Raw genomic sequence first — 19,442 nt, forward strand, 5'->3', positions numbered from 1 at the left:
ACGCAAAGCCGTTTTATCGAGTGTCATCATGTGCTGCGATGAAGGATGGCACTCGTAAAACGGTCTGTCCGGTTATTGTGGTTGCTGATCAGTGCTCGGTTTCAGCAGGTCTTTGACATGCAGCAGAATGGCTGAATCTGCTTTGACGGCTGTAGAATCAAGCAGTTTGTCCTGCAGAGCCGGTGTCAGTTTCTCATGCTGTTTTTCATAATTGGCAATCAGGGTTTGCGCAGTAGCACGGGGGGCGCTATATTTGGAGTCACCATCGATATCCAGGAAGATCGGGTTGGTAATCGCCTGGGAAGCTTTTCCATAGGTGGTCCAGCCGGGCAGGGTGATGCCATCTCCCAGGACGAATGCCACCAGATAGGCATCGTGTGGCGGCAATTCAAGTGAGAATTCGAGCGTCTGATCTGTGGGCTGATTCGGCACGGAATCGATGTTTTTCTGTGCGACCTGCTTTCCATTCAGATAAAGCATCACTTCGCGGGGACGGACCCATGAAGGAGCAGCAACCCGTAAAGTCGCCTTCAGCTTTGAGGGTTGGGTTTGACTGTCTTTTCTGAGTGCTTCCGCTGGAACGAGGTCTCCCATGTTAAATTGACGATTCAGTTTCAGGTTGGCAAAAATACCCGCTGATGCCACTGCCCGGCCTGCAGTGAAGGCATGGCAGACTTCTCCAGGTGTAATTTGCGATATGTCATCCGTGGTGCTCTTGAGGTAAGTGCGTGCCTGTCCTACCGGGGAGTTGACCGTGTGGGAATCAGTGGCACCGACTGCGGTGAGCTTCAACCCACGATTCAACAGGGACATCCAGTCTTCGAGTGCATAGTAAAAATCGGGCGTTTTATTGGCTGGTTGTACGACCTCATAACCATTGAAGTTAAATTCCGGTCCTGCATTTCTCTGGCCCGTACTACGATTAAAATGCAGTCGTCCAAAGGGACCATCGGGGATACTGGGCCAGTAGGGGTGATTCAGGATGACTACTTCAGCCCCTTTGGTTCGCATGTCGGCGATCAATTCTCCCCAGTTCTCTTGCTTCAGGAAGAGTGGATTACGGCCTTTCACTCCGCCGGGAACCGCTTGCTCAGGATCTAACGGGAATGCTGTAAAATGACCATTATGTGTTGTCACTTCATCCCCGGAAATGGAATGGAAATACTTACTAGTCCCTGTGCGATTCTGGTAGCCTGAATAATCTGAAATGTGATTATGGTCGGTGGCAATTGCGACTTCAATTCCTTCGCCGGCGATGGTAATCATGCGCTCTTCGAAAGTCGCATTTCCGTGACCGCTGCCAGGTAATGTGTGAATATGGCTGTCGCAGGCGATAAAGCCTGTTGTGTCGACTTCGCGTGAAATGACCAGGGTCTGATTCAGGGGCTTATTGCTCTCGACGACGATTGGTTGTCTGTCTACGCCCCATTCCATGCCGCGTGTCGCATACAGCGTGTACTTTCCGGGTGGTAACTCAAATGAATCGCCCGTTCCCAGTGTATAGAGAATTCCCGGTCGTACGGCGGTCGTCGATTTCTGTGCGTAGTAGAGTTTTGACAATTGTCCCTGCTCATTGACCACCGTGATTCTGGCTGGAACCGGCTTTCCTTCTGGTGTGTTGACCTTTACCGTCACCTTTTCCAGTTGTAATGTCTGTCGCAGAGGACGGCCATCCAATACCAGATTCCGCAAGACCGCAGGTTGCCCACGACCAGTGACCGACAGCTTGTTTTCACCTTCCTTGAGAACATTGGCAGGTACCGCAAAACCGATGCGGTGAAATTCGTCCTGTTCCGGATTCGAATCGATTTGGGGAATGTGTGCTTCGAGCTTTCCCAGCAGAGTATCATTGATTTGAATGTTCCAATAGCCGCCTGAACTGGGTTTATGCAGGTTCAGATCGAAAAGCAGTGCAAATTCAGTGGCGTTCTTCTGAGCCGTAAATGATTTCTCAAAAGTTGTTTTTCCTTCAACTTTGTGTGACTCACGATCAATGACGATTAACTTCTCAGCAGCGATCAGGCTGCTTGTCAGGTTACTGATTCCGATAGCTGTGAACAGAATCAACATTCTGAAATGGATCAGGCTCATTCGTTGCGTTCCTCAGGTTATGAGATGATTTCAAGGCTGGTTGAAAAACAGATGTTTTTCGTTATTTGCGGAGTGAAAAGGAAGAAGGTATGTCAGTGTCTGGTGACCATGATTGTACTCGACTACTAAACGAAGTTTGCAGTCAGAGAATGTGAAATCTCTATGAATCTACAGAAACAATCGAACAGGTTAAAGCAGGAGTTGATTTGAGGTGTGCGTTGATCTCGACCAGTCAGATGACTTAACGACAAAATAATCGCAGGCAATGCGTGAGGACTGAGAATCGTCACTCAGGCTGTTTCTCTTTTTTGTCAAGAATCAATGCCAGCGCATTCTTTGCTGCCAGTCGCGTGTATCCGTAATCAGATGCAGTAGCAGCAGTAAGTGCCTTGCATGCGGCGTAAGCCGGTTCACCAATTCTTCCCAGACGCAGGGCGGCCCAGTTCTGTTCATGGTCTGAACCGGAAATAACTGTTTCAATAAACACCGGAATTGTGTCAGAAATTTCCCTTCCAAATTCTTCCAGAGCTGAAGCCGCTTTGAACCGTACTGATAGATCTGGATCTGTCAGGCATTTGTGAAAATGGTCAAAAATAATCGATTCTGGCTGTCCCCATTCAGGTAATTGTGAATAACGTTCATCCAGCACCTGTTTAATCAATCTGGTGGTGGTACAGAAACGGTTTCCGCATTCAAGAAGTAACCAGATTGCTTCTTTCCGCTCTCCTGAATCCTCAGAATCGAGTTTGTCGAGCAGATACGGAACCGCAGCAGCACCCAGATTTCTGATCAAAATCGCCGAGAGATCCCGAATCGGGGCTTTTTCATCAAACAGCAGAATGAAGATATGATCTAAACAGGGTACAACTGCTGTTCCATATTCTCTCAGCTTGCGTAGTGCCCGCCCTCTTTTCAACCAGTCTGTTTCATCAGTAAGCTGTTCGATGATATGTTCGAAAGACTGGTCATCCATGGTCTTCTGTTCCATCTTCTAAAGAGGTGTGACAATGCGGAAACGGTTCCAGGTGAACGAGTATATCTCGCAAACTGGGAAATTCATCCAACAGATGATCTTTGACTTCATGCCCGATGCGATGCCCTTCGGCAACGGTCAGGTTCTGGTCCACTTCAATGTGAATATCAGCAAAATATTCTAAACCTGATTTTCTGACCCAGAGCGTTTCCACATCCTCAACTCCATTGACCGATAAGGCGGCGGTTCTGATCTGATTGACAAATTCCGGATCGGCCTGCAAATCCATCAGTTCGCTGGCACTGGAACGAAAGAGCCGGATACCCGACCAGACGATCACAGTGACCACGATCAGCGAGGCCACTTCATCCGCCCACATCAGATTCGGTCCACCGAAACTGATGGTCGCCAGTCCGATGAGCACGGCCAGGGAACAGAGGGCGTCACTCCGATGGTCCCAGGCATTGGCAATAATCACCGCGGACCCCGTACGGCGTCCGATACGCACGTTGTAGTGATACAGGACTTCCTTGATAACGATGTTGCCGCCGGCAATCCACAGGGTCCATACCGGCGGAATTCCATGCTCGGTCGTCAATCGCTGAACGGCTTCCCAGCCGACATACAACGCCGAAATGATAATCACAATGGCCACATTCGAAGCCGCAATTCCCTCGGCGCGCGTATGACCATAGGGATGCTCTTCATCCGCGGGGCGCTGGGCATAATGCAGGGCAATCAGCACGACCAGCGTCGACAGGACATCACCAATTGAATTGACGGCGTCTGCAATCAGGGCAAACGAATTCCCGATGATCCCCCCGGCCAGTTTGACGACTCCCAGAAACAGATTTGCTGCCAGACCATACATGGCGGCCCGGATGACCTCAGCATATGTTTCTGCAATGGAATTTCGATCTGCCAAGGTGCCAGTGCCTTCAATTATTTTAGAACGCTGCAGGAATCGGTCTTTCGTTACCCAAAGAAAACATCATACCCAACCAGAGCTCAAAGTTTGAGCCTGATTGGGTATGATCAGTCAATCGAATGTCAGCCTGGTCGGCTCAATGTTCAAATTCCGTCATGTCCACGGGTTCCGGATGTGCCTCTTTCGGTTCAAACCAGCGGTAAATCGTCGGCAGCACCAGCAGTGTCAGTGCGGTGGACGTTACAAGGCCGCCAATCACCACGGTCGCCAGCGGCCGTTGTACTTCTGCGCCGGAACTGCCCGACAGCGCCATCGGGATAAAGCCGAGGGCGCCACAGGAAGCCGTCATCAGCACGGGCCGCAGTCGGTCCATCGCTCCATTGACCACCGCATCCTGCTGGCTCTCTCCCGAATGCCGCAGATGTCGCACGTGTTCAATCAGCACCACGCCGTTCATCACCGCGATACCGAATAGGGCGATAAACCCGACACCGGCCGAGATCGAAAACGGCATGTCACGGAACCACAGGAACAGGATGCCCCCGGTCGCAGCGATCGGCACGTTCAGATAGATCAGCATCGCCAGCTTGACGGAATTGAACGTCATGTAGAGCAGGGCAAAGATCAGGAACAGCGCCACGGGAACCGCGATCGCCAGCCGCTGGCTCGCCTGTTGCAGGTTCTCAAACTGACCACCCCACCGCAGAGTATAGCCGGCGGGCAGTTGCACATCTCCGTCGACGACCTGCTGCGCCTCCGCTACAAAACCCGCGAGGTCTCTTCCGCGGACATTACACTGGATCAACAGGCGACGCCGGATGGAATCGCGACTGATTTCCACCGGTCCCTCTTCCACGGTGATTTCCGCCAGTTGAGAAATCGGTATCTGTCGCCCTTGCGGATCTTCGATTTTGAGTTCTGAGATCCGCTTGGCATCTTTACGCCAGTCAGGACTGAGACGGACCTGCAGCGGGAATCGCCGTTGCCCCTCGAAAACCTGACCCACAGACACACCACCCACCGTGGCGACGGAGTCCAGCACGGCACGGGCGTTGATCCCATACCGGGCCAGTTTATCGCGGCGGATAATCACCCGCAGGTAAGGCAGCCCCGCGATCTGTTGCGCCTGCACATCGGCGGCCCCCGGAACCTTGTTGAGGGCCACCACGATTTCATCCCCTTTGCGTTTCAGTTCATCCAGGTCATCCCCGTACAGGCTGATCCCGATGTCGGAGCGAACCCCTGCCACCAGTTCCTGCACGCGAAGTTCGATCGGCTGGGTGAAACTGTAACTGTTGCCGGGAACCTGATCTTCCAGCTTTTGCTGCATGTCTTCAATCAACTGCAGCTTCGTCAGTCCTTCTGTCCATTCCGAATGGGGCCTGAGTCGTACCAGGATGTCTGTCTGGTAAACGCCCATCGGATCGTTCGCAATTTCCGGGCGACCGGTTTTACAGACGACCGTTTCCACCTCCGGGATTTCCAGCAGAGTCCTTTCCATGGCCTTGGTCATCTCAATGGATGTCTCCAGTGAAATACTGGGCAGACGGGTGGCCTGAATGGCGATATCGCCTTCATCCAGTTTCGGAACGAATTCCAGACCAAAGCCGGCTGCCATGATGACGCTGAAGACAAACAGGGCGATCGAACTGAGGAACATCAGGCCTGGTCGCAGCATGGAAAAGCTTAACAGCGGCTGATACGCCTGTTTGATCCAGCGAACCAGGAAGGTTTCGCGTTCTTTCATCTGACGTGCCAGAAACAGCGAGGCCATCACCGGCATCACAGTCACCGACATGATCAGTGCCGACGAAAGGGCCGTCATAAATACGAACGCCATCGGGCGGAACATCTTGCCTTCCATGCCCTGCAGACTCAGGATCGGAATGAACACGATGATCACAATAATGCCGGCAAACAGAATCGGCTTGCCGACCTCCTTCGCCGATTCTCGATAAACGCCCAGCGGAACGTGGTCGCCGCCGTGATCTTTCTGGTAGTGCGACGCCCGCCGCACGCAGTTTTCAATCATCACCACGGCACCATCAACGATCACACCGAAGTCGACCGCTCCCATGCTCATCAGGTTAGCGGAGACCCCCGCATATCGCATCGCGATCAGGGCGCTCATGGCGGAGAGGGGAATCGCGGCTGCCACAATCAGACCGGCGCGCACATCGCCCAGCAGCAGGAACAGCATGATGATTACCAGCAGCACACCCAGGCCGATATTTTCCGCCACCGTGTGGATTGTCTTTTCCACCAGTTCGGTTCGGTCATAAAACGTCTCGATCACGACCCCTTTGGGCAGCGTTTTCTGAATCTCGGCAATTTTCGTTTTCACGTCTTCGACCACCTGACGGGAGTTCCCACCCATGATCATCATCACCATGCCGATCACAGCTTCGCGGTCCCCGTCCCGGGTCACCGCGCCCTGCCTCAACATCGGGGCAAAGCGGACCTCTGCTACATCCTGCACGCGGATGGGGGTCCCTTCGCGGCTGTCCAGGATAATCGTGCGGATATCGTCCAGGGAACTGACCAGGCCTTCGCCGCGAATCAGTCGCTGTTCGGCACCATGAGTGATATAACCACCCCCGGCATTCCCGTTGTTCTCTTCCAGTGCTTTGAAGACATCACTCAGTGAGATTTCATAGTTCTGCAGCTTCGCGGGGTCGATCTGAACTTCATACGTCTTTAGTTCACCGCCGAAGGTGTTGACTTCGATCACGCCGGGTACACTGCGCAGCTGAAAGGCGATCTGCCAGTCGAGGATCGTACGCAGTTCGCTGAGTGAATATTCTCCTTCCACTTCGCTGCGGACTTCAAACTGATAAATTTCACTCATCCCGGTTGCGATCGGCCCCAGTTCGGGCGTTCCCATTCCCGGAGGAATGTTCTCCCTCGCCTGTAATAATCGTTCATTGATGAGATTGCGCGCCCAGTAAATGTCGGTGCCGTCCTGGAACGCGACGGTAACTGCACTCAAACCGAAGCGGCTGATCGAACGGATTTCCTCGACATTGGGGACGCCGCTCATCGCGTTTTCCACCGGGAAGGTGATGAACTGTTCCACTTCGACCGGTCCCAGGGCAGGGGAGTTCGTCAGAATCTGTACCTGCACGTTGGTCAGATCGGGAACTGCATCCAGGGGGATGGTGGTTGCTGAGAAAAAGCCGAGCCCCAGGATCACCAGGGCCAGCAGCATCACGATAAATCGATTGTTTAAAGACCATTCAATGATATGGTTGACCATTTATTCTACTCCTCACCCATCAAGTCTTCGAGCATTTTAGACTTCAGGATGAAGCCGCCGTCCAATACCACGCGTTCGCCTGGTTTCAGACCTTCCAGGATTACGACTGATGTCTCATTCTGTTGTCCCGGTTTGACCAGCCGTTTCTCGAACTGATCTTCTCCAGTATGCAGGAACACAAACGTCTTACCTTCGTGTTCCTGCAGTGCCGTCAGGGGGACCGTGACCTGTGCCTGGTCGGATCCCGATTCAAATTCGATATTTACAAACATGCCAGGCTTGAGCAGGTGATCGGGGTTTTTCGCGACGGCCCGCATGGCGATAGTACGGGTTTTTTCATCCATGATTTCCCCGGTATAAAAAATTTGAGCTTCAAAGGAGCGGTCGGGCCAGGCTTCGTTGAAGACCCGCACCGGCTTATCAGCCAGTGAATTCAACAGAGGAATGTTCTTTTCGTAAATATCCGCTGTGATCCAGACCGTTGAGAGATCGGCAATACTGAAGATCTGGGTCTGAGGCCGGATCTGTTCCTTCAACGTCACGTCTTTGGAAATGACAGTACCGCTGATGGGGGCCCGAATGAAATAATGAGAAATTTTAGCGCCCTGTTGTTCGGGGTTGATCGATTTGATCTCGGCTTCGTCGCAACCCAGAATCCGCAGGCTGGTGGCCGCAACCGCGACCCGGGTGGCTGCTTCTTTAACGGACTGGGATGACAGCAGCAGCGAGGTTTTGAGTTCATACTCGATCTGTTCAATGCGTGCCTGAAACGCAGCCAGGTCCGCATTGCGACTGGATTTGGCAGCGTGCAACTGTTTGAAAGCGACCGCTCCCGATTTGGTCGGTTCTTCCAGTCGCTCCACATCCGCATCGGATTTCAGATAACTGGCATATGCCATCAACAGTCGTTCGCGGTAATTCCCCATGCTGCTGCTGCGGAACTGCGCTTCGATCTGGTTGATCGGCTCTCTTTTTCTCAAAGCTGCCAACAGTTGTCTGGTATTGGTGGCGATTTCCTGCTGGATCCGATCTTTCACCACGGCCATCTCGTGCTGCAGACGAGCCTGATATAAGTCCAGCTTGGCCTGGCCGATTTCCCGGCTGTGGACGACGACCATCAGGTCATTCGCTTTGACCACCTGACCCAGTCCTACCTCCACACTGTCGACTGAGCCTTCGACCATGGGATAAATGTGAGCGATCTTATCCTCGTTGAGTGAGACTTTCCCAGTCAGCCGGATTGTCTCTTCAAATTTACTGATGGCGACCGGGGCGATCTGGAGCCCTGCGACTTTCCACTTCGACTCGGGAAGCGTGACCATCACCGTTTCTGAACTCTGATTTTGTGAGCCCTGGTTTGCTGACGGAGCCGTTTCCCGTTTCGCAGACTCAACATCGGGAACTGCATCGGACTTGGACTGCTGAGAGCTGAACTGGTAAATCCCCACACCTGCCACGACGGCGATGATCGCGAATATGAGAAACAATACCGGTTTATTGCTGGCGTTGACTGGCTTGGACGGTAATTGACCTGTCGTCTGGTTCATAAAGATACCTCAAAGGACTGGGACTGGATCCGGAAATCGAGTTCGGATCTCCTCCTGCTCAGACGAGGGCGCAAGCATCAGCGCAGAACATAAGCAGGAGGAAACACAAAAGTGAGTGTTTAACAGCGTGCGTTCAGCAGGTCCACGTACAGAAGAGCTGATGCAGTTCCAGGTCAGGCTGGCTGAGAGAGGCCTGATCCAGTAGTGAGGTAACTGCAGGGCGGATGGTTGGCAATAACGGTAGTAAACCCGATCCCCAATCGTCTGCGGACAGGTGATCGCCCGGGAAATCTTCCAGGTCGATGGCTGCCATAATCAGTCCGTCAGTAAACCTGACAGGAATGGTGCGGTCAAAATCATTACCGCTACTGACCCAGTGACAGTGTGGTGTGCAGGGGAGACCAGGCTGCGAACAGCAGTCACCATGATAAATCCGCATGTGCATTGCCAGCAGAGAGCTGTTACCGCACTGACAGAGGTAGTCTGCATGGGAATGCACAACCGGACGAGGCCCCGGCCAGGCTACGACCAGCAGCAGCAGGCAGCGAATTGTAATGCTCAGGTTGAACATAACGGGCTCTCGAAAAAGGTAGCAGGCAGGTAACTGGCAGGAATGATTAATCTCAGAAGGTCACGTGCAGGCGAAATTGCGTAGCATGTCTATTAATTCATACTTCTCGACCAGAGCAATTACAATGCTTGAGTCTGATTTTTATCTGAATTTCGACTGCATAGCTGCGCATGATTCAGAATATATCACAACAACGACTGGTTGGATGTATAGGGTTCTCTTTCGCAGTCGGTATCGCTCGCATTGACACCACGATTGTGTCGCTGCTGTCCTCCGTGGGTAACCAGAAGTTGCACCAGTGTTCCCAAGCAATACTGATATCGGTCTATCCCGTGAGGGAGTGTACCTCGGAATTTTCAGTGTCCGCATAGCGGGCAATTACAAAAGTGGTTTTTAGTGCGACAGAGCGCAAATCGCTCTCTGGATCGACTTCTCCTTGACAACTCCCAGTTCTAGCCCCGCCGACTGTGGTGATGAGTGAGCAAACAATGACTGCTAGTTTCAAACCACCTTCGATGAGCTTCTCGACGCCACTGCCATGTCAAAAAGAACACATCCTGTCAGCTCAATCTGAATGCGTTCGCCGCACGGGTGATCCAGGCTGACCTGCATGAATGGCTGGATCAGTTCATCCTGGTCAGCGAACCGATGTGAATTGGCATTCGTGGATCAAACCACACTTTTCATGCCAGACGCTATATTTTCTGACCTCATATTTACACACGTATTTCCAGGCGATATCTTAGAAAGCATGTCTGACGTGACGATCATTTTGTCTCGCATTGAGCACGGGAACCCCGAAGCGGCCGATCAGTTGCTGCCACTCGTCTACGACGAACTGCGCAAATTGGCAGCGGCCAGACTGGCCAATGAGAGTCCGGGGCAAACACTGCAGGCCACTGCTCTGGTGCACGATGCTTACATTCGCCTGGTCGATGTGGAGCAAGCTCAACGGTGGGACTCACGCGGCCATTTTTTTGCGGCTGCCGCCGAGGCGATGAGGCGGATTCTGGTCGAATCGGCGCGACGAAAATCACGGGTTCGACACGGAGGAAAGGTTCAACGGGTCGAACTGAATCCAGATCTCATCTCACCCCCTAACCGCTGCGTAGATCTCCTTGCCCTTGATGAGGCACTGCATCGGCTCGAACTGTTGGATGATCGAAAAGCCAAGCTGGTCAAGCTGCGCTACTTCGCCGGTCTGTCCATGTCGGAAGCCGCCCAGTTATTGGGAGTATCGCTCGCAACTACTGAACGGGACTGGCGATATGCGCGAGTCTGGTTGCTGCGTGAACTTAGCGAGGAGCAAGAAAGTTGAGTAGAGAGTAGAGGGATTACAAAAAAAATGAGAAATTCGTGAGGGGGTTGATCGAAAAATATCGCATTGTAGGTTGAACCCTTTTTCACACTCTATTGAGGTGCTGACCATGAACGAAGAGTCCATCTTTGCCGAAGCGATTGCCATCGATTCAACGGAAAAACGCGACCAGTTTCTTGACTCGGCTTGTGGCGACAATCTCGAATTGCGGCAAGCGGTCCAGAAACTGCTAAACCTGTCAGACAGTGCTGGCAGCTTTCTTGAGCATCCTGTTCTGGAAGTACCTCCTGATTTCGATGGAGTCAAGCCGATAACCATTTATGAAAACGGATACACGCCCGACGCCGGATGCGAAGCGGGGCTCGCGGGAACGACCATGAAACAGAAGCCCCAACACGCGAGCGATGAAGTTTCCCTCAGCTACCTCGAACCGGCGTCTCGTGAGGACTCACTTGGTCTGCTGGGCCATTACGAGGTCCTGAATGTCGTTGGTAAGGGGGCCTTCGGCATGGTATTGCGGGCTTTTGACACCAAGCTCGAACGGATCGTTGCGATCAAGGTTCTCTCTCCGGAAATGGCTTCGATGTCGCCAGCTCGTAAGCGGTTCCTGCGCGAGGCCCGCACGTCAGCCCGGATTCGACACGAAAACGTTGTTCGGATTCACTCGGTCGAAGAAGAGCCGATTCCGTACCTCGTCATGGAATTCATTCCAGGTCGGACACTGCAACAGCAGATTGAAGAACACGGTCCGCTGGATTTGCGCAGCGTACTGCGGTTGGGCAAACAGATCGCAGATGGTCTGGCGGCTGCGCATGCTCAGGATTTGATCCATCGCGATATCAAGCCAGGAAACATTCTCCTGGAAGGAGACATGGAGGAACGGGTTAAGATTACTGACTTTGGTCTCGCCAGAACGGTGGACGATGCCAGCATGACTCAGTCGGGGATGATTGCCGGGACGCCAATGTATATGGCTCCCGAGCAGGCCAATGGCGACAATCTCGACCAGCGAGCTGACCTGTTCAGCCTCGGCAGCGTGCTGTACCAGATGGTCAGCGGTCGTCCACCATTCCGTGCACCGACGACAATTGCGGTGCTCAAACGCGTGACTGAGGAGACGCCGCGTTCGATTTTGGAGATCATTCCCGAAACGCCCTCCTGGATGTGTGAGTTGATTGGTCACCTGCACGCCAAAAATCCCGCTGAACGCTTCAGCTCGGCCCGAGAAGTGAGCGAATTACTTGACCGGTGTGCCGACGATCTGCAGGCAGGCCGCATTCCGGAGATTCCCGATCCGTCGAAAACCGCTACAGAGACTCCCGTTGACATCTCAGCAATCCGACCGCGCCGCAGAAAATTTCTACGGCAAAGTCCGCTGGTGAAAATCGCCGTAGCCGTGGTGATCATCCTCGGCTTGGCGGGCTTCACCGAAGCAACAGGCGTAACAAAGCTCGCTTCGACCGTGATCCGACTGACGACCGGTTCCGGTACATTGGTGATCGAAACTGACGATTCCGACGTGAAGGTTGCAATCAATGGCGAGGAGGTCACCATCACCGGCAGTGGTGTTGAGGAATTGACCCTTCGTCCTGGAGAGTACAAGGTCACTGCTCTTAAAGACGGCAAGCCGGTCAACCAGGAATTAGTGGCGATCACCCGCAATGGCCGAACAGTGGTGCGGATGAGTCTGGAACCAAACGCAATCATCAGCAAATCGTTGGAAACCCGATCAGCTTCCGACTGGCACGGTTGGCCAGCCGACGCTCCGAAGCCTGCACGGGTACCGTTCGATGACGAGCAGGCGAAGTCCTATCAGGAAGCATGGGCAAAGTACTTCAATGTGCCGGTGGAGTACGAGAACAAAATCGGCATGAAGTTCCGCCTCATCCCCGCTGGCGAGTTTGTAATGGGGAGTAGCAAGGAGGAGATTGAAAAGTTATTGGCGGATGCCAGAGCGAAGAAAATGCCTGATTGGTTTATGGAGAAGATTCCCACCGAGGGACCGCAACACAAAGTTACGTTGACAACGCCTTTCCGTCTGGGCATTCACCCTGTCACCCGAGGACAGTTTCGTCAATTCGTCGAAGCCACAGGCTACAAGACGGATGCTGAAGAGGACGGCAAGGGGGGCTACGGCAGAAGAGATGGTAAATGGATTCAATCTCCCGAATTCCTGTGGAACAGAAACCTGGGATTTGAGACCGGGCAGAGCGACGCTCATCCGGTAGTCAACGTTTCATGGAATGATGCGGTGGCTTTCTGCAAATGGTTGAGCGGTGAAGACAAAGGGACCTACCGACTGCCTACGGAAGCCGAGTGGGAATTTGCGTGCCGCGCCGGGAATCCAGGGCTGTTCTGTTTTGGAGATGATCAGTCCAGGCTGGCTGACTATGCCTGGTATGGAGGCTTGGGTGGTATCGGCACGAAGCCGGTCGGACAGAAGGCGAAGAATGCCTTTGGTATTTTCGATATTCACGGAAATGTATGGGAATGGTGTAATGATGGATTTGCCCTGTATGATGCAGCAAAAATGATTGATCCGGTTGGGAAGAACCGGTTTCAACTCCGTGTGGCGCGTGGCGGGGCATTCAGTACTCAGCCATCAGCCGTTCGCACCGCCCGACGTTCCGATGGCAGTCCCACGACTCGCTATTACGCTAACGGGTTTCGCGTTCTGTTGGCTACTGAGTCCGCCACTCAACCCCACGACGAATAACTGGAACGCGTCACATTTTAGCATAGCGCGAATGCGGTGATTTATTCCAAAGAACCGTCGGGTACAAAAAACTGTCACCCTTTAAATCTCGAAACCAATTGATGTATAAAATAAAACCTGGTGAGAATACAGATGTGGATCGGGTCCCATCTGCCATGAAGGACTAAGTTAACCTGCAACGAGCATTAGAAGGAAATACAAATGAAACGGTTATTTGCCTGCTTCTCAGTCCTCACAATCGCGACTGCTTCGATCGCCTATTCACTGGCAGCCGAACCGAAGGCCGAACCAGTGTCGCCGCCTCAGGTTTACAAAGTGCTTCCTCGATTGGAAATCGACAAGCTAGGTCTTGACGGTAAATTACCTCCGAACCAGTCCTACGAGCCATCACTTGAGCGTGGTTTGAATATTCTTGCCAGCCAGGGATGGGAGTTGATTGCCGTGGAAGGAGGTCGGATGCGGACGTTCAACGGAGGCGGCGATGCCTCACTTAACATTCACCCAACCTATATCTTCCGCAAAATTGCCAATGAATGACAGATAATCATGTCGTGAACCAGAGTCCGCAATCCAGCGCTTACAGGCGATATGGATGTCACTTGAAACTTAACCACCAGGAAGTGGAAGTTAATATGAAATTCAAAACGCCCCGTGTATTTTCGGCCGGCCTTCTCGTTCCGACACGTGTTTACATTGTCAGAGTTTTCGCTGAATCTCGTACTGTGCGGTCGAGAAAGAACAATCAGTAACTTTCGCCTCTTAATGATTGGACAAACAATAAGCCACACGACGTTGATTAATGAAGAACGCCTTACTGCGAGATCAGTCAGGCTTGCACAGGCTCCTGAAGGGCTCTTAGGAGAACGTTTGTAGTTCAGGATGGTGGAGCAGCGATTCTGGGCGGCTTGGAGCATTATCATTTTGCATGAAAAATTACAGAAAAACGGACAAGGTGATTTGGCGAATAGCGGACCAAAATTAGATGTTGTAATCTGTTGCTGTAATACAGTTTAATAGTCGGGGCGACAAAACACGGTTAGAACTCTTTTGCTCCGCTCTTTCTGAACTGCAAACGTCTGATCCCTTGGCATTTGCCGGGTTAATTACCCTGATCGGTACAAACCCTAAACAGCCAAAGTGATTTGTTACTCTACTTTCAAAGCAAGGCGGAGGGCGTTTCGTCAAATAGACTTTTTAAAGCCCTTGTTCAATCGTTATCGAAAGTTTCAGCTTTGCTGTAGGAGCAGCGCGGCGAACGTCTTTTCTTTGGATTACTCCATGGATTCACTAAGCCGATGGTCGACTGCTATTGCGATCTTTCCTCGAACCCCGTTGTTGGGACTCTCCAGCCGGGTGTGGGCAAGTGGGATATCAGCCAGAGAATAGACGGCGCCAACATGTGGCTGCAACTGACCACGCTCGACCAATGCGCTCAGCTCATCAAGCTTGCCGCGGTTTTGTCTGGTGAAAACGAAGTGATAACTCGCGTTCTTGCCCCAGGCGTGAAGGATGTTCTGTGGCTGGGCCGTGTCCACGATTGTGACAACGCGGCCAAGTTGCGCGAGCGCGTCGGGGCTGCGCGACAAGGTGTTGCCGCCGATGGTATCGAACACGACATCGACTCCGCGTCCACCCGTTTCCCGCATGATGGCGTCAACATAATCTTCCTTTTGGTAGTCGATGATCCCATCGGCCCCCAACCTTCGTACGAACTCAAAGTTTGCTTCGCGTACGGTCGAAAAGACACGTGCTTCCATGGCTTTCGCGAGCTGGATCGCCACATGACCGACGCCTCCGGCGCCGCCGTGTACCAGAATACTTTCCCCCACTCTTAACCCCGCACGTACGATCAGCGCTTCCCACACCGTCCCACCCACTAAGGACAGGCTTGCTGCCTCAATATGGCTCAACGAGGCAGGCTTCTTTCCGATAATGGTTTCGGCAGCAACGTGGTACTCGGCATAACTTCCTGGCCCGTCAAATATTTGCGGGGTGTACCAGACTTCGTCTCCTGGAGAGAAGGTTGTCACGCCCGGCCCGACTTCTTCGACCACGCCCGATACATCGTGCCCGGTAATGGCTGGCAGTTGCACCAGGTCGGAATAGTCTCCACGTCGGACCTGGTAGTCCAACGGATTGATGGAAGTGGCATGGACGCGGACCAGGACCTGTCCCGCGTGCGGCACAGGCTTGGGCAAGTCACGAAGTTCGAACGATTCCGGGCCGCCAAAGGATTTAAGAACGATCGCTTTCATTAAAGCACTCATTTCTACGAATCGATGTACGATCCAACGGTGCAACCGGGGTGCTTTGCGAAGAGGAACGTCACAAAGCGAAGTCGCGCCCCCGTTCATTTGCCGCACCTGTTTCGGCGTCTTTGCTACCTCAGCGAGCGTAAATCAGTTCTACACACCCGCTGGCACCAGCTTGTCCAATTTGGTCTCATGCCCGACCTTCTGCACGCTTTGTGCCTTCTCGTAGCTCTCCATCAGCGTCCGGTAATGTGGAACGAGGTCTACCATGACGGCCGCGAAGTCCATTGCATCAGGGCGGTTCCAGGTACTCATCAGTTCGCCCAGAACGGCAAACGTGTCGATCGGCATCGCTCCGGCCTGAGCAATGCGAGCGAGTGTCAGGTCAGTGGCCATTTGGGAGTGGTTGCCAGATGCGTCGATGATGCAGAAGACCTTGTACCCCGCGACGACGGCGCTGATGGCGGGAAATGCCATGCAGACGCTCGTAAGGGTGCCGGCGATGAGCAGTGTTTTGCGACCCGTCTCCTCGATGGCCTCGACCCACGGTGGATTGTCCCAGGCGTTGACTTGGCCTGTCCGCGGGATATACACAGCCTCTGGGTTCTGCTGGTGGATTTCAGGAATGAGCGGGCCGTTCGGTCCGTCAGGAACGGAGGCCGTAGTGAAGGTCGGAATCTTGGCGAGACGGGCCACCTTCGCCAAGGCAATGACGTTGGACCGCAGGACGGGGAGTTCAATGTCCTTGACCAGTTGAAACAGACCGCTCTGGTGGTCGATGAGCAGCATCACTGCGTCGTCCGGGTCAATCATCCACTTGTTGACTTTGGTCATGATTTTCTCCTGATGTGAAGAGTACTCTGTTCTGCACCGCGACACCGCGATGTCTGTATAACAGAATAGATGCCTGGATCAGGAGGGTATTGGCGGTTCTTGCTGACTTTTTGATGAATCTTGCTGCCTTCAGTAGAATCGCTTGGGGGTGACGCCGACGAACCGTTTGAAGTGCCGATTGAGCTGGCTTTGATCGTTGAAGCCGACGTCGATGGCGATTTGGGCTAGCGAGAGCTGCCCGGCGGCGATGAGTCGCTTGGCGCGCTCAACGCGCTGGTGGATGACGAACTGGTACGGCGGCAAGCCGGTCGTCTTCTTGAACAGCCGGGCGAAGTGGAATTCGCTTAGGTGGGCGATACTGGCAAGGTCGGCCAAGGCGATGTTTTGGTCGAGGTGGTCCTGGATGTATTCTTCGACCGCCCGCAACGCATGTCGCTTCAGTTGACCGCTCGACCCGCGGATGCCCCCATTCGCCCCTTGCCTGTTGGACATCTGTCGAATGAGTTGGACGACCAGTACGTTCGCCAGCGACTCGGCACACAGCCGCCCGCCTGGCCCACCGGTGAGCAACTCGCGGCGAAGGGCAGTGAGGGTGGCGATTACTTCGGGGCGGGACTGATCATAATAGCATACTGGAAAATGAACGCGGGATGGGTCGAGATCGAATGCCTCTTCAGCCACTTTGGCGATCAGTGCCCGGGACAACTGGTAGTGGGTCGAGTCGATCGTGTTACGCCACCGCCATCGGCTCTCGACACCAGGCGGCAGTAGATTCACCGCGTGCGGCAAGCCGTCTCCGTTGTGCCGGGCATCATCGCAACGATGAGCGGTACCTTTCGGAAAGGTTTCTCCTGTGAGCATGAGCCACAGACATTCGAGGGGCGGGTGGACGATGTCGCTCGCGGGCTGCTGTGAGTTGTGTTCGACCCGAAGTCCATGCCAGCCGAGCGTCGCGCTCGTGTGCCGAAACGTATACGGAATGTGTCGCAGTCGATCGTCAGGGGTAAGTAGCGTTAAGGGCTTTGGTCGATGGTTGGTGTGCATAACAATGTAACACTCCTGTTTAACACCTCGCTCGCCAAATGAGAAAGCGCGGCAGCCAAGGTCGCTGTGGAACCTCTGAACTCCGAAAAGCCGTAAGGTGGTCCTGTCCGCTGCAGCGATATTGCAGTGCTTGGTTTGGCATTTCTGACTACTCACAGGGAACTTTAATTATAGCGTTGCCGGGCCAAATTCATAGTAATCACTTTTGGGTATCACAGGGCCAAGAAGAGGAAAAGATTTGAACAGCGCATAGTCCGACTGTGAAACGATTTATATCATCTCATGCGAAATCGTGAAAAATCGAGTTCGATCTTTGAGCTCGATGGTCGAATCACAAATCCTGCAGTGGCAACGAGAAAGCCCTCCGACGCACGCGTCCAAGGGCTGAATTTTAAGAAATGTCGGGATGACAAGATTTGAACTTGCGACCTCTGCGTCCCGAACGCAGCGCTCTACCAGGCTGAGCCACATCCCGCGGGACGTTTATTCTATCATGAGACGATAAAGGGTCAACGCAGCGGAGGCATTTGTCGTCAGAGAATTCGAAGAGGAGAGCCGGTTCTCCATCATTCAACCAGGTCTGTTAGTAAGGTTGAACGATGGGTGCGCCTGCTGTGGTGGGTTCGGTCGGGAAATGGGCCGGATCGACATTAACTGGTTCAGGCAAAGCAGTCATGTAGGGAGTTCCCATCTGGACTGGCTGACCTGTCATGCCCGGGGCCACCAGCATCGGCTGAGAGGTGACGACCTGTTCGGAATACCCGCCTGCCTGGCTTATCTGGCCTGCATTCATCATGGCAACCGTGCTTGTTGTGCCGCCTGTCGAATAAGTCGGGAGCGGGTGTGCATAGTTTGCCTGTGCGGTACGAGATCGATAACGCAAAAGGCTGCCGTTACCCATCGGTCCGTGTTCCCAGCCTTTCGCTACAATGCGATCCTGTGAGCTGGCTGTGTCATATGGCTTCTTAATGGAAGCGATGCGGGATTGTACCTGCGGTTGATACCATTCTGAGTAGAGTGATTGCTCATACATGGCGAGTGCTTCTTCTGAGCGTCCTGTCTGCTGGTAGACCTGCCCCAGGTGAGCTAATACTTTGGGATGGTTCGGGTCTACATTGGCAGCGGCTTTGAGAGACTGTTCTGCACCATTGATATCTCCGGATTGTTCCAGCAGCCAGGCCATTTCCAGGTGTGATTCGGCAATGTATGGCTGGGTATCGCGCCACGCAGTGATATGCTGAACGGCTTCCTGCTGACGTCCCTGGCTGATCATTAACTCGGCCAGACCATGGTGAGATGGCTGGTGAGACGGGTCCAGTCGTAATGCATTCTGGTAAGTCTGTTCGGCTCCCGCCAGATTTCCCTCTTTCTCCATGACAACCGCCAGATTATGGACATAGTCTGGATTGCCGGGGTTATCTGCAATCGCACGAGTGAATGACTCCCGCGCTTTGGCATATTCACCACGCTGATAATATCCATTTCCCATTTCATTACTGGCTACGCCATGCATCGTATTACAGCCGGAAAGCGTGAAACTTCCCAGTGAAAACAGAATGGTCAGATTGCCGATTAACGAAAAGTTGATCCGGGTCAAGTGCATCGTGCACAGCTCCATCGTTTGTAAGCATGCTTCAGAGTCCTGTTCTGAATTTCATGCTGTCGGAAAAATGGTATGGATTGGGGAAATTTGATTTTTAAGGTTTGATAAAGTCAATCAGATATGACTGGGAGAGAAGTGCAGGAAAGATAGCAGTCCACGAAAATTGCAGCAAGAGGAGTTTTTCTAAATCCGCTCAAAAAATCGACGAAGACTGAAAATTATTTTGGAACACAAGTCCCTGTTGAAAATGAAGATAGAACATTTTCAACAGGGAGAATCTGAGGTACTGCCGACAGGAATTGTCATTGT

At 53.0% G+C, this 19,442-nt stretch carries 13 protein-coding genes and 1 tRNA gene; 3 read left to right on the forward strand and 11 right to left on the reverse strand.

The window, feature by feature from the left end; genetic code table 11:
- Positions 1 to 72: 72 nt before the first annotated feature.
- The 6 genes from ACN0YN_RS02435 to ACN0YN_RS02460 form a co-directional block, all read right to left on the reverse strand.
- On the reverse strand, positions 73 to 2,091 hold the full coding sequence (locus tag ACN0YN_RS02435; RefSeq protein WP_417383388.1) for a CehA/McbA family metallohydrolase: 2,019 nt from the start codon (positions 2,089 to 2,091) through the stop codon (positions 73 to 75).
- 286 nt (positions 2,092 to 2,377) lie between these two features.
- On the reverse strand, positions 2,378 to 3,064 hold the full coding sequence (locus ACN0YN_RS02440; RefSeq protein ID WP_417383389.1) for a HEAT repeat domain-containing protein: 687 nt from the start codon (positions 3,062 to 3,064) through the stop codon (positions 2,378 to 2,380).
- Positions 3,057 to 3,989 carry a cation diffusion facilitator family transporter gene (locus ACN0YN_RS02445; protein WP_417383390.1) on the reverse strand — a complete coding sequence of 311 codons (933 nt, stop codon included), beginning with the start codon at positions 3,987 to 3,989 and terminating at the stop codon, positions 3,057 to 3,059. Before ACN0YN_RS02445 ends, ACN0YN_RS02440 begins: the two co-directional genes overlap by 8 nt.
- A gap of 139 nt (positions 3,990 to 4,128) precedes the next feature.
- On the reverse strand, positions 4,129 to 7,248 hold the full coding sequence (locus tag ACN0YN_RS02450; RefSeq protein WP_417383391.1) for an efflux RND transporter permease subunit: 3,120 nt from the start codon (positions 7,246 to 7,248) through the stop codon (positions 4,129 to 4,131).
- A 5-nt stretch (positions 7,249 to 7,253) separates the two neighbouring features.
- Positions 7,254 to 8,795 (reverse strand): efflux RND transporter periplasmic adaptor subunit, encoded by a 1,542-nt coding sequence (locus tag ACN0YN_RS02455; RefSeq protein WP_417383392.1) that lies wholly within the window; start codon positions 8,793 to 8,795, stop codon positions 7,254 to 7,256.
- 133 nt (positions 8,796 to 8,928) lie between these two features.
- Positions 8,929 to 9,366 (reverse strand): hypothetical protein, encoded by a 438-nt coding sequence (locus tag ACN0YN_RS02460; protein ID WP_417383393.1) that lies wholly within the window; start codon positions 9,364 to 9,366, stop codon positions 8,929 to 8,931.
- Positions 9,367 to 10,117: 751 nt separating this feature from the next.
- Here ACN0YN_RS02460 and ACN0YN_RS02465 point away from each other — a divergent pair.
- The 3 genes from ACN0YN_RS02465 to ACN0YN_RS02475 all read left to right on the forward strand — a co-directional run bounded on the left by ACN0YN_RS02465 (position 10,118) and on the right by ACN0YN_RS02475 (position 13,937).
- The gene (locus tag ACN0YN_RS02465; RefSeq protein ID WP_417383534.1) at positions 10,118 to 10,684 is read left to right on the forward strand and encodes an ECF-type sigma factor; all 567 of its coding nucleotides are present in this window, start codon (positions 10,118 to 10,120) and stop codon (positions 10,682 to 10,684) included.
- A 109-nt stretch (positions 10,685 to 10,793) separates the two neighbouring features.
- Positions 10,794 to 13,400: a bifunctional serine/threonine-protein kinase/formylglycine-generating enzyme family protein gene (locus ACN0YN_RS02470; RefSeq protein ID WP_417383394.1), complete on the forward strand. Its 2,607-nt coding sequence runs from the start codon at positions 10,794 to 10,796 to the stop codon at positions 13,398 to 13,400.
- A 201-nt stretch (positions 13,401 to 13,601) separates the two neighbouring features.
- On the forward strand, positions 13,602 to 13,937 hold the full coding sequence (locus tag ACN0YN_RS02475; protein WP_417383395.1) for a hypothetical protein: 336 nt from the start codon (positions 13,602 to 13,604) through the stop codon (positions 13,935 to 13,937).
- A gap of 734 nt (positions 13,938 to 14,671) precedes the next feature.
- Here ACN0YN_RS02475 and ACN0YN_RS02480 read toward each other — a convergent pair.
- From ACN0YN_RS02480 to ACN0YN_RS02500, 5 genes are all read right to left on the reverse strand, one after another.
- Positions 14,672 to 15,655, reverse strand: a complete 984-nt coding sequence (locus ACN0YN_RS02480) for a zinc-dependent alcohol dehydrogenase family protein (RefSeq protein ID WP_417383396.1) — start codon at positions 15,653 to 15,655, stop codon at positions 14,672 to 14,674.
- 150 nt (positions 15,656 to 15,805) lie between these two features.
- Complete coding sequence (locus ACN0YN_RS02485) at positions 15,806 to 16,486, reverse strand: isochorismatase family protein (protein ID WP_417383397.1); 681 nt, start codon at positions 16,484 to 16,486, stop codon at positions 15,806 to 15,808.
- 129 nt (positions 16,487 to 16,615) lie between these two features.
- Positions 16,616 to 17,347 carry a helix-turn-helix domain-containing protein gene (locus ACN0YN_RS02490; protein WP_417383398.1) on the reverse strand — a complete coding sequence of 244 codons (732 nt, stop codon included), beginning with the start codon at positions 17,345 to 17,347 and terminating at the stop codon, positions 16,616 to 16,618.
- A 584-nt stretch (positions 17,348 to 17,931) separates the two neighbouring features.
- Positions 17,932 to 18,005: transfer RNA gene (locus tag ACN0YN_RS02495), tRNA-Pro, on the reverse strand.
- A gap of 108 nt (positions 18,006 to 18,113) precedes the next feature.
- Positions 18,114 to 19,133, reverse strand: coding sequence for a tetratricopeptide repeat protein (locus tag ACN0YN_RS02500; RefSeq protein ID WP_417383399.1), 1,020 nt, complete (start codon positions 19,131 to 19,133; stop codon positions 18,114 to 18,116).
- Positions 19,134 to 19,442: the final 309 nt, after the last annotated feature.

The organism is Gimesia sp., assembly GCF_048260065.1.
Classification (GTDB): domain Bacteria; phylum Planctomycetota; class Planctomycetia; order Planctomycetales; family Planctomycetaceae; genus Gimesia.

Coding starts and splice junctions, on each gene's coding strand:
- ACN0YN_RS02480 (WP_417383396.1), bottom strand. CDS start 15,655: ATGAAAGCGATCGTTCTTAAATCCTTTGGCGGCCCGGAATCGTTCGAA.
- ACN0YN_RS02450 (WP_417383391.1), bottom strand. CDS start 7,248: ATGGTCAACCATATCATTGAATGGTCTTTAAACAATCGATTTATCGTG.
- ACN0YN_RS02435 (WP_417383388.1), bottom strand. CDS start 2,091: ATGAGCCTGATCCATTTCAGAATGTTGATTCTGTTCACAGCTATCGGA.
- ACN0YN_RS02490 (WP_417383398.1), bottom strand. CDS start 17,347: ATGCTCACAGGAGAAACCTTTCCGAAAGGTACCGCTCATCGTTGCGAT.
- ACN0YN_RS02475 (WP_417383395.1), top strand. CDS start 13,602: ATGAAACGGTTATTTGCCTGCTTCTCAGTCCTCACAATCGCGACTGCT.
- ACN0YN_RS02455 (WP_417383392.1), bottom strand. CDS start 8,795: ATGAACCAGACGACAGGTCAATTACCGTCCAAGCCAGTCAACGCCAGC.
- ACN0YN_RS02485 (WP_417383397.1), bottom strand. CDS start 16,486: ATGACCAAAGTCAACAAGTGGATGATTGACCCGGACGACGCAGTGATG.
- ACN0YN_RS02500 (WP_417383399.1), bottom strand. CDS start 19,133: ATGCACTTGACCCGGATCAACTTTTCGTTAATCGGCAATCTGACCATT.
- ACN0YN_RS02465 (WP_417383534.1), top strand. CDS start 10,118: ATGTCTGACGTGACGATCATTTTGTCTCGCATTGAGCACGGGAACCCC.
- ACN0YN_RS02460 (WP_417383393.1), bottom strand. CDS start 9,366: ATGTTCAACCTGAGCATTACAATTCGCTGCCTGCTGCTGCTGGTCGTA.
- ACN0YN_RS02440 (WP_417383389.1), bottom strand. CDS start 3,064: ATGGATGACCAGTCTTTCGAACATATCATCGAACAGCTTACTGATGAA.
- ACN0YN_RS02470 (WP_417383394.1), top strand. CDS start 10,794: ATGAACGAAGAGTCCATCTTTGCCGAAGCGATTGCCATCGATTCAACG.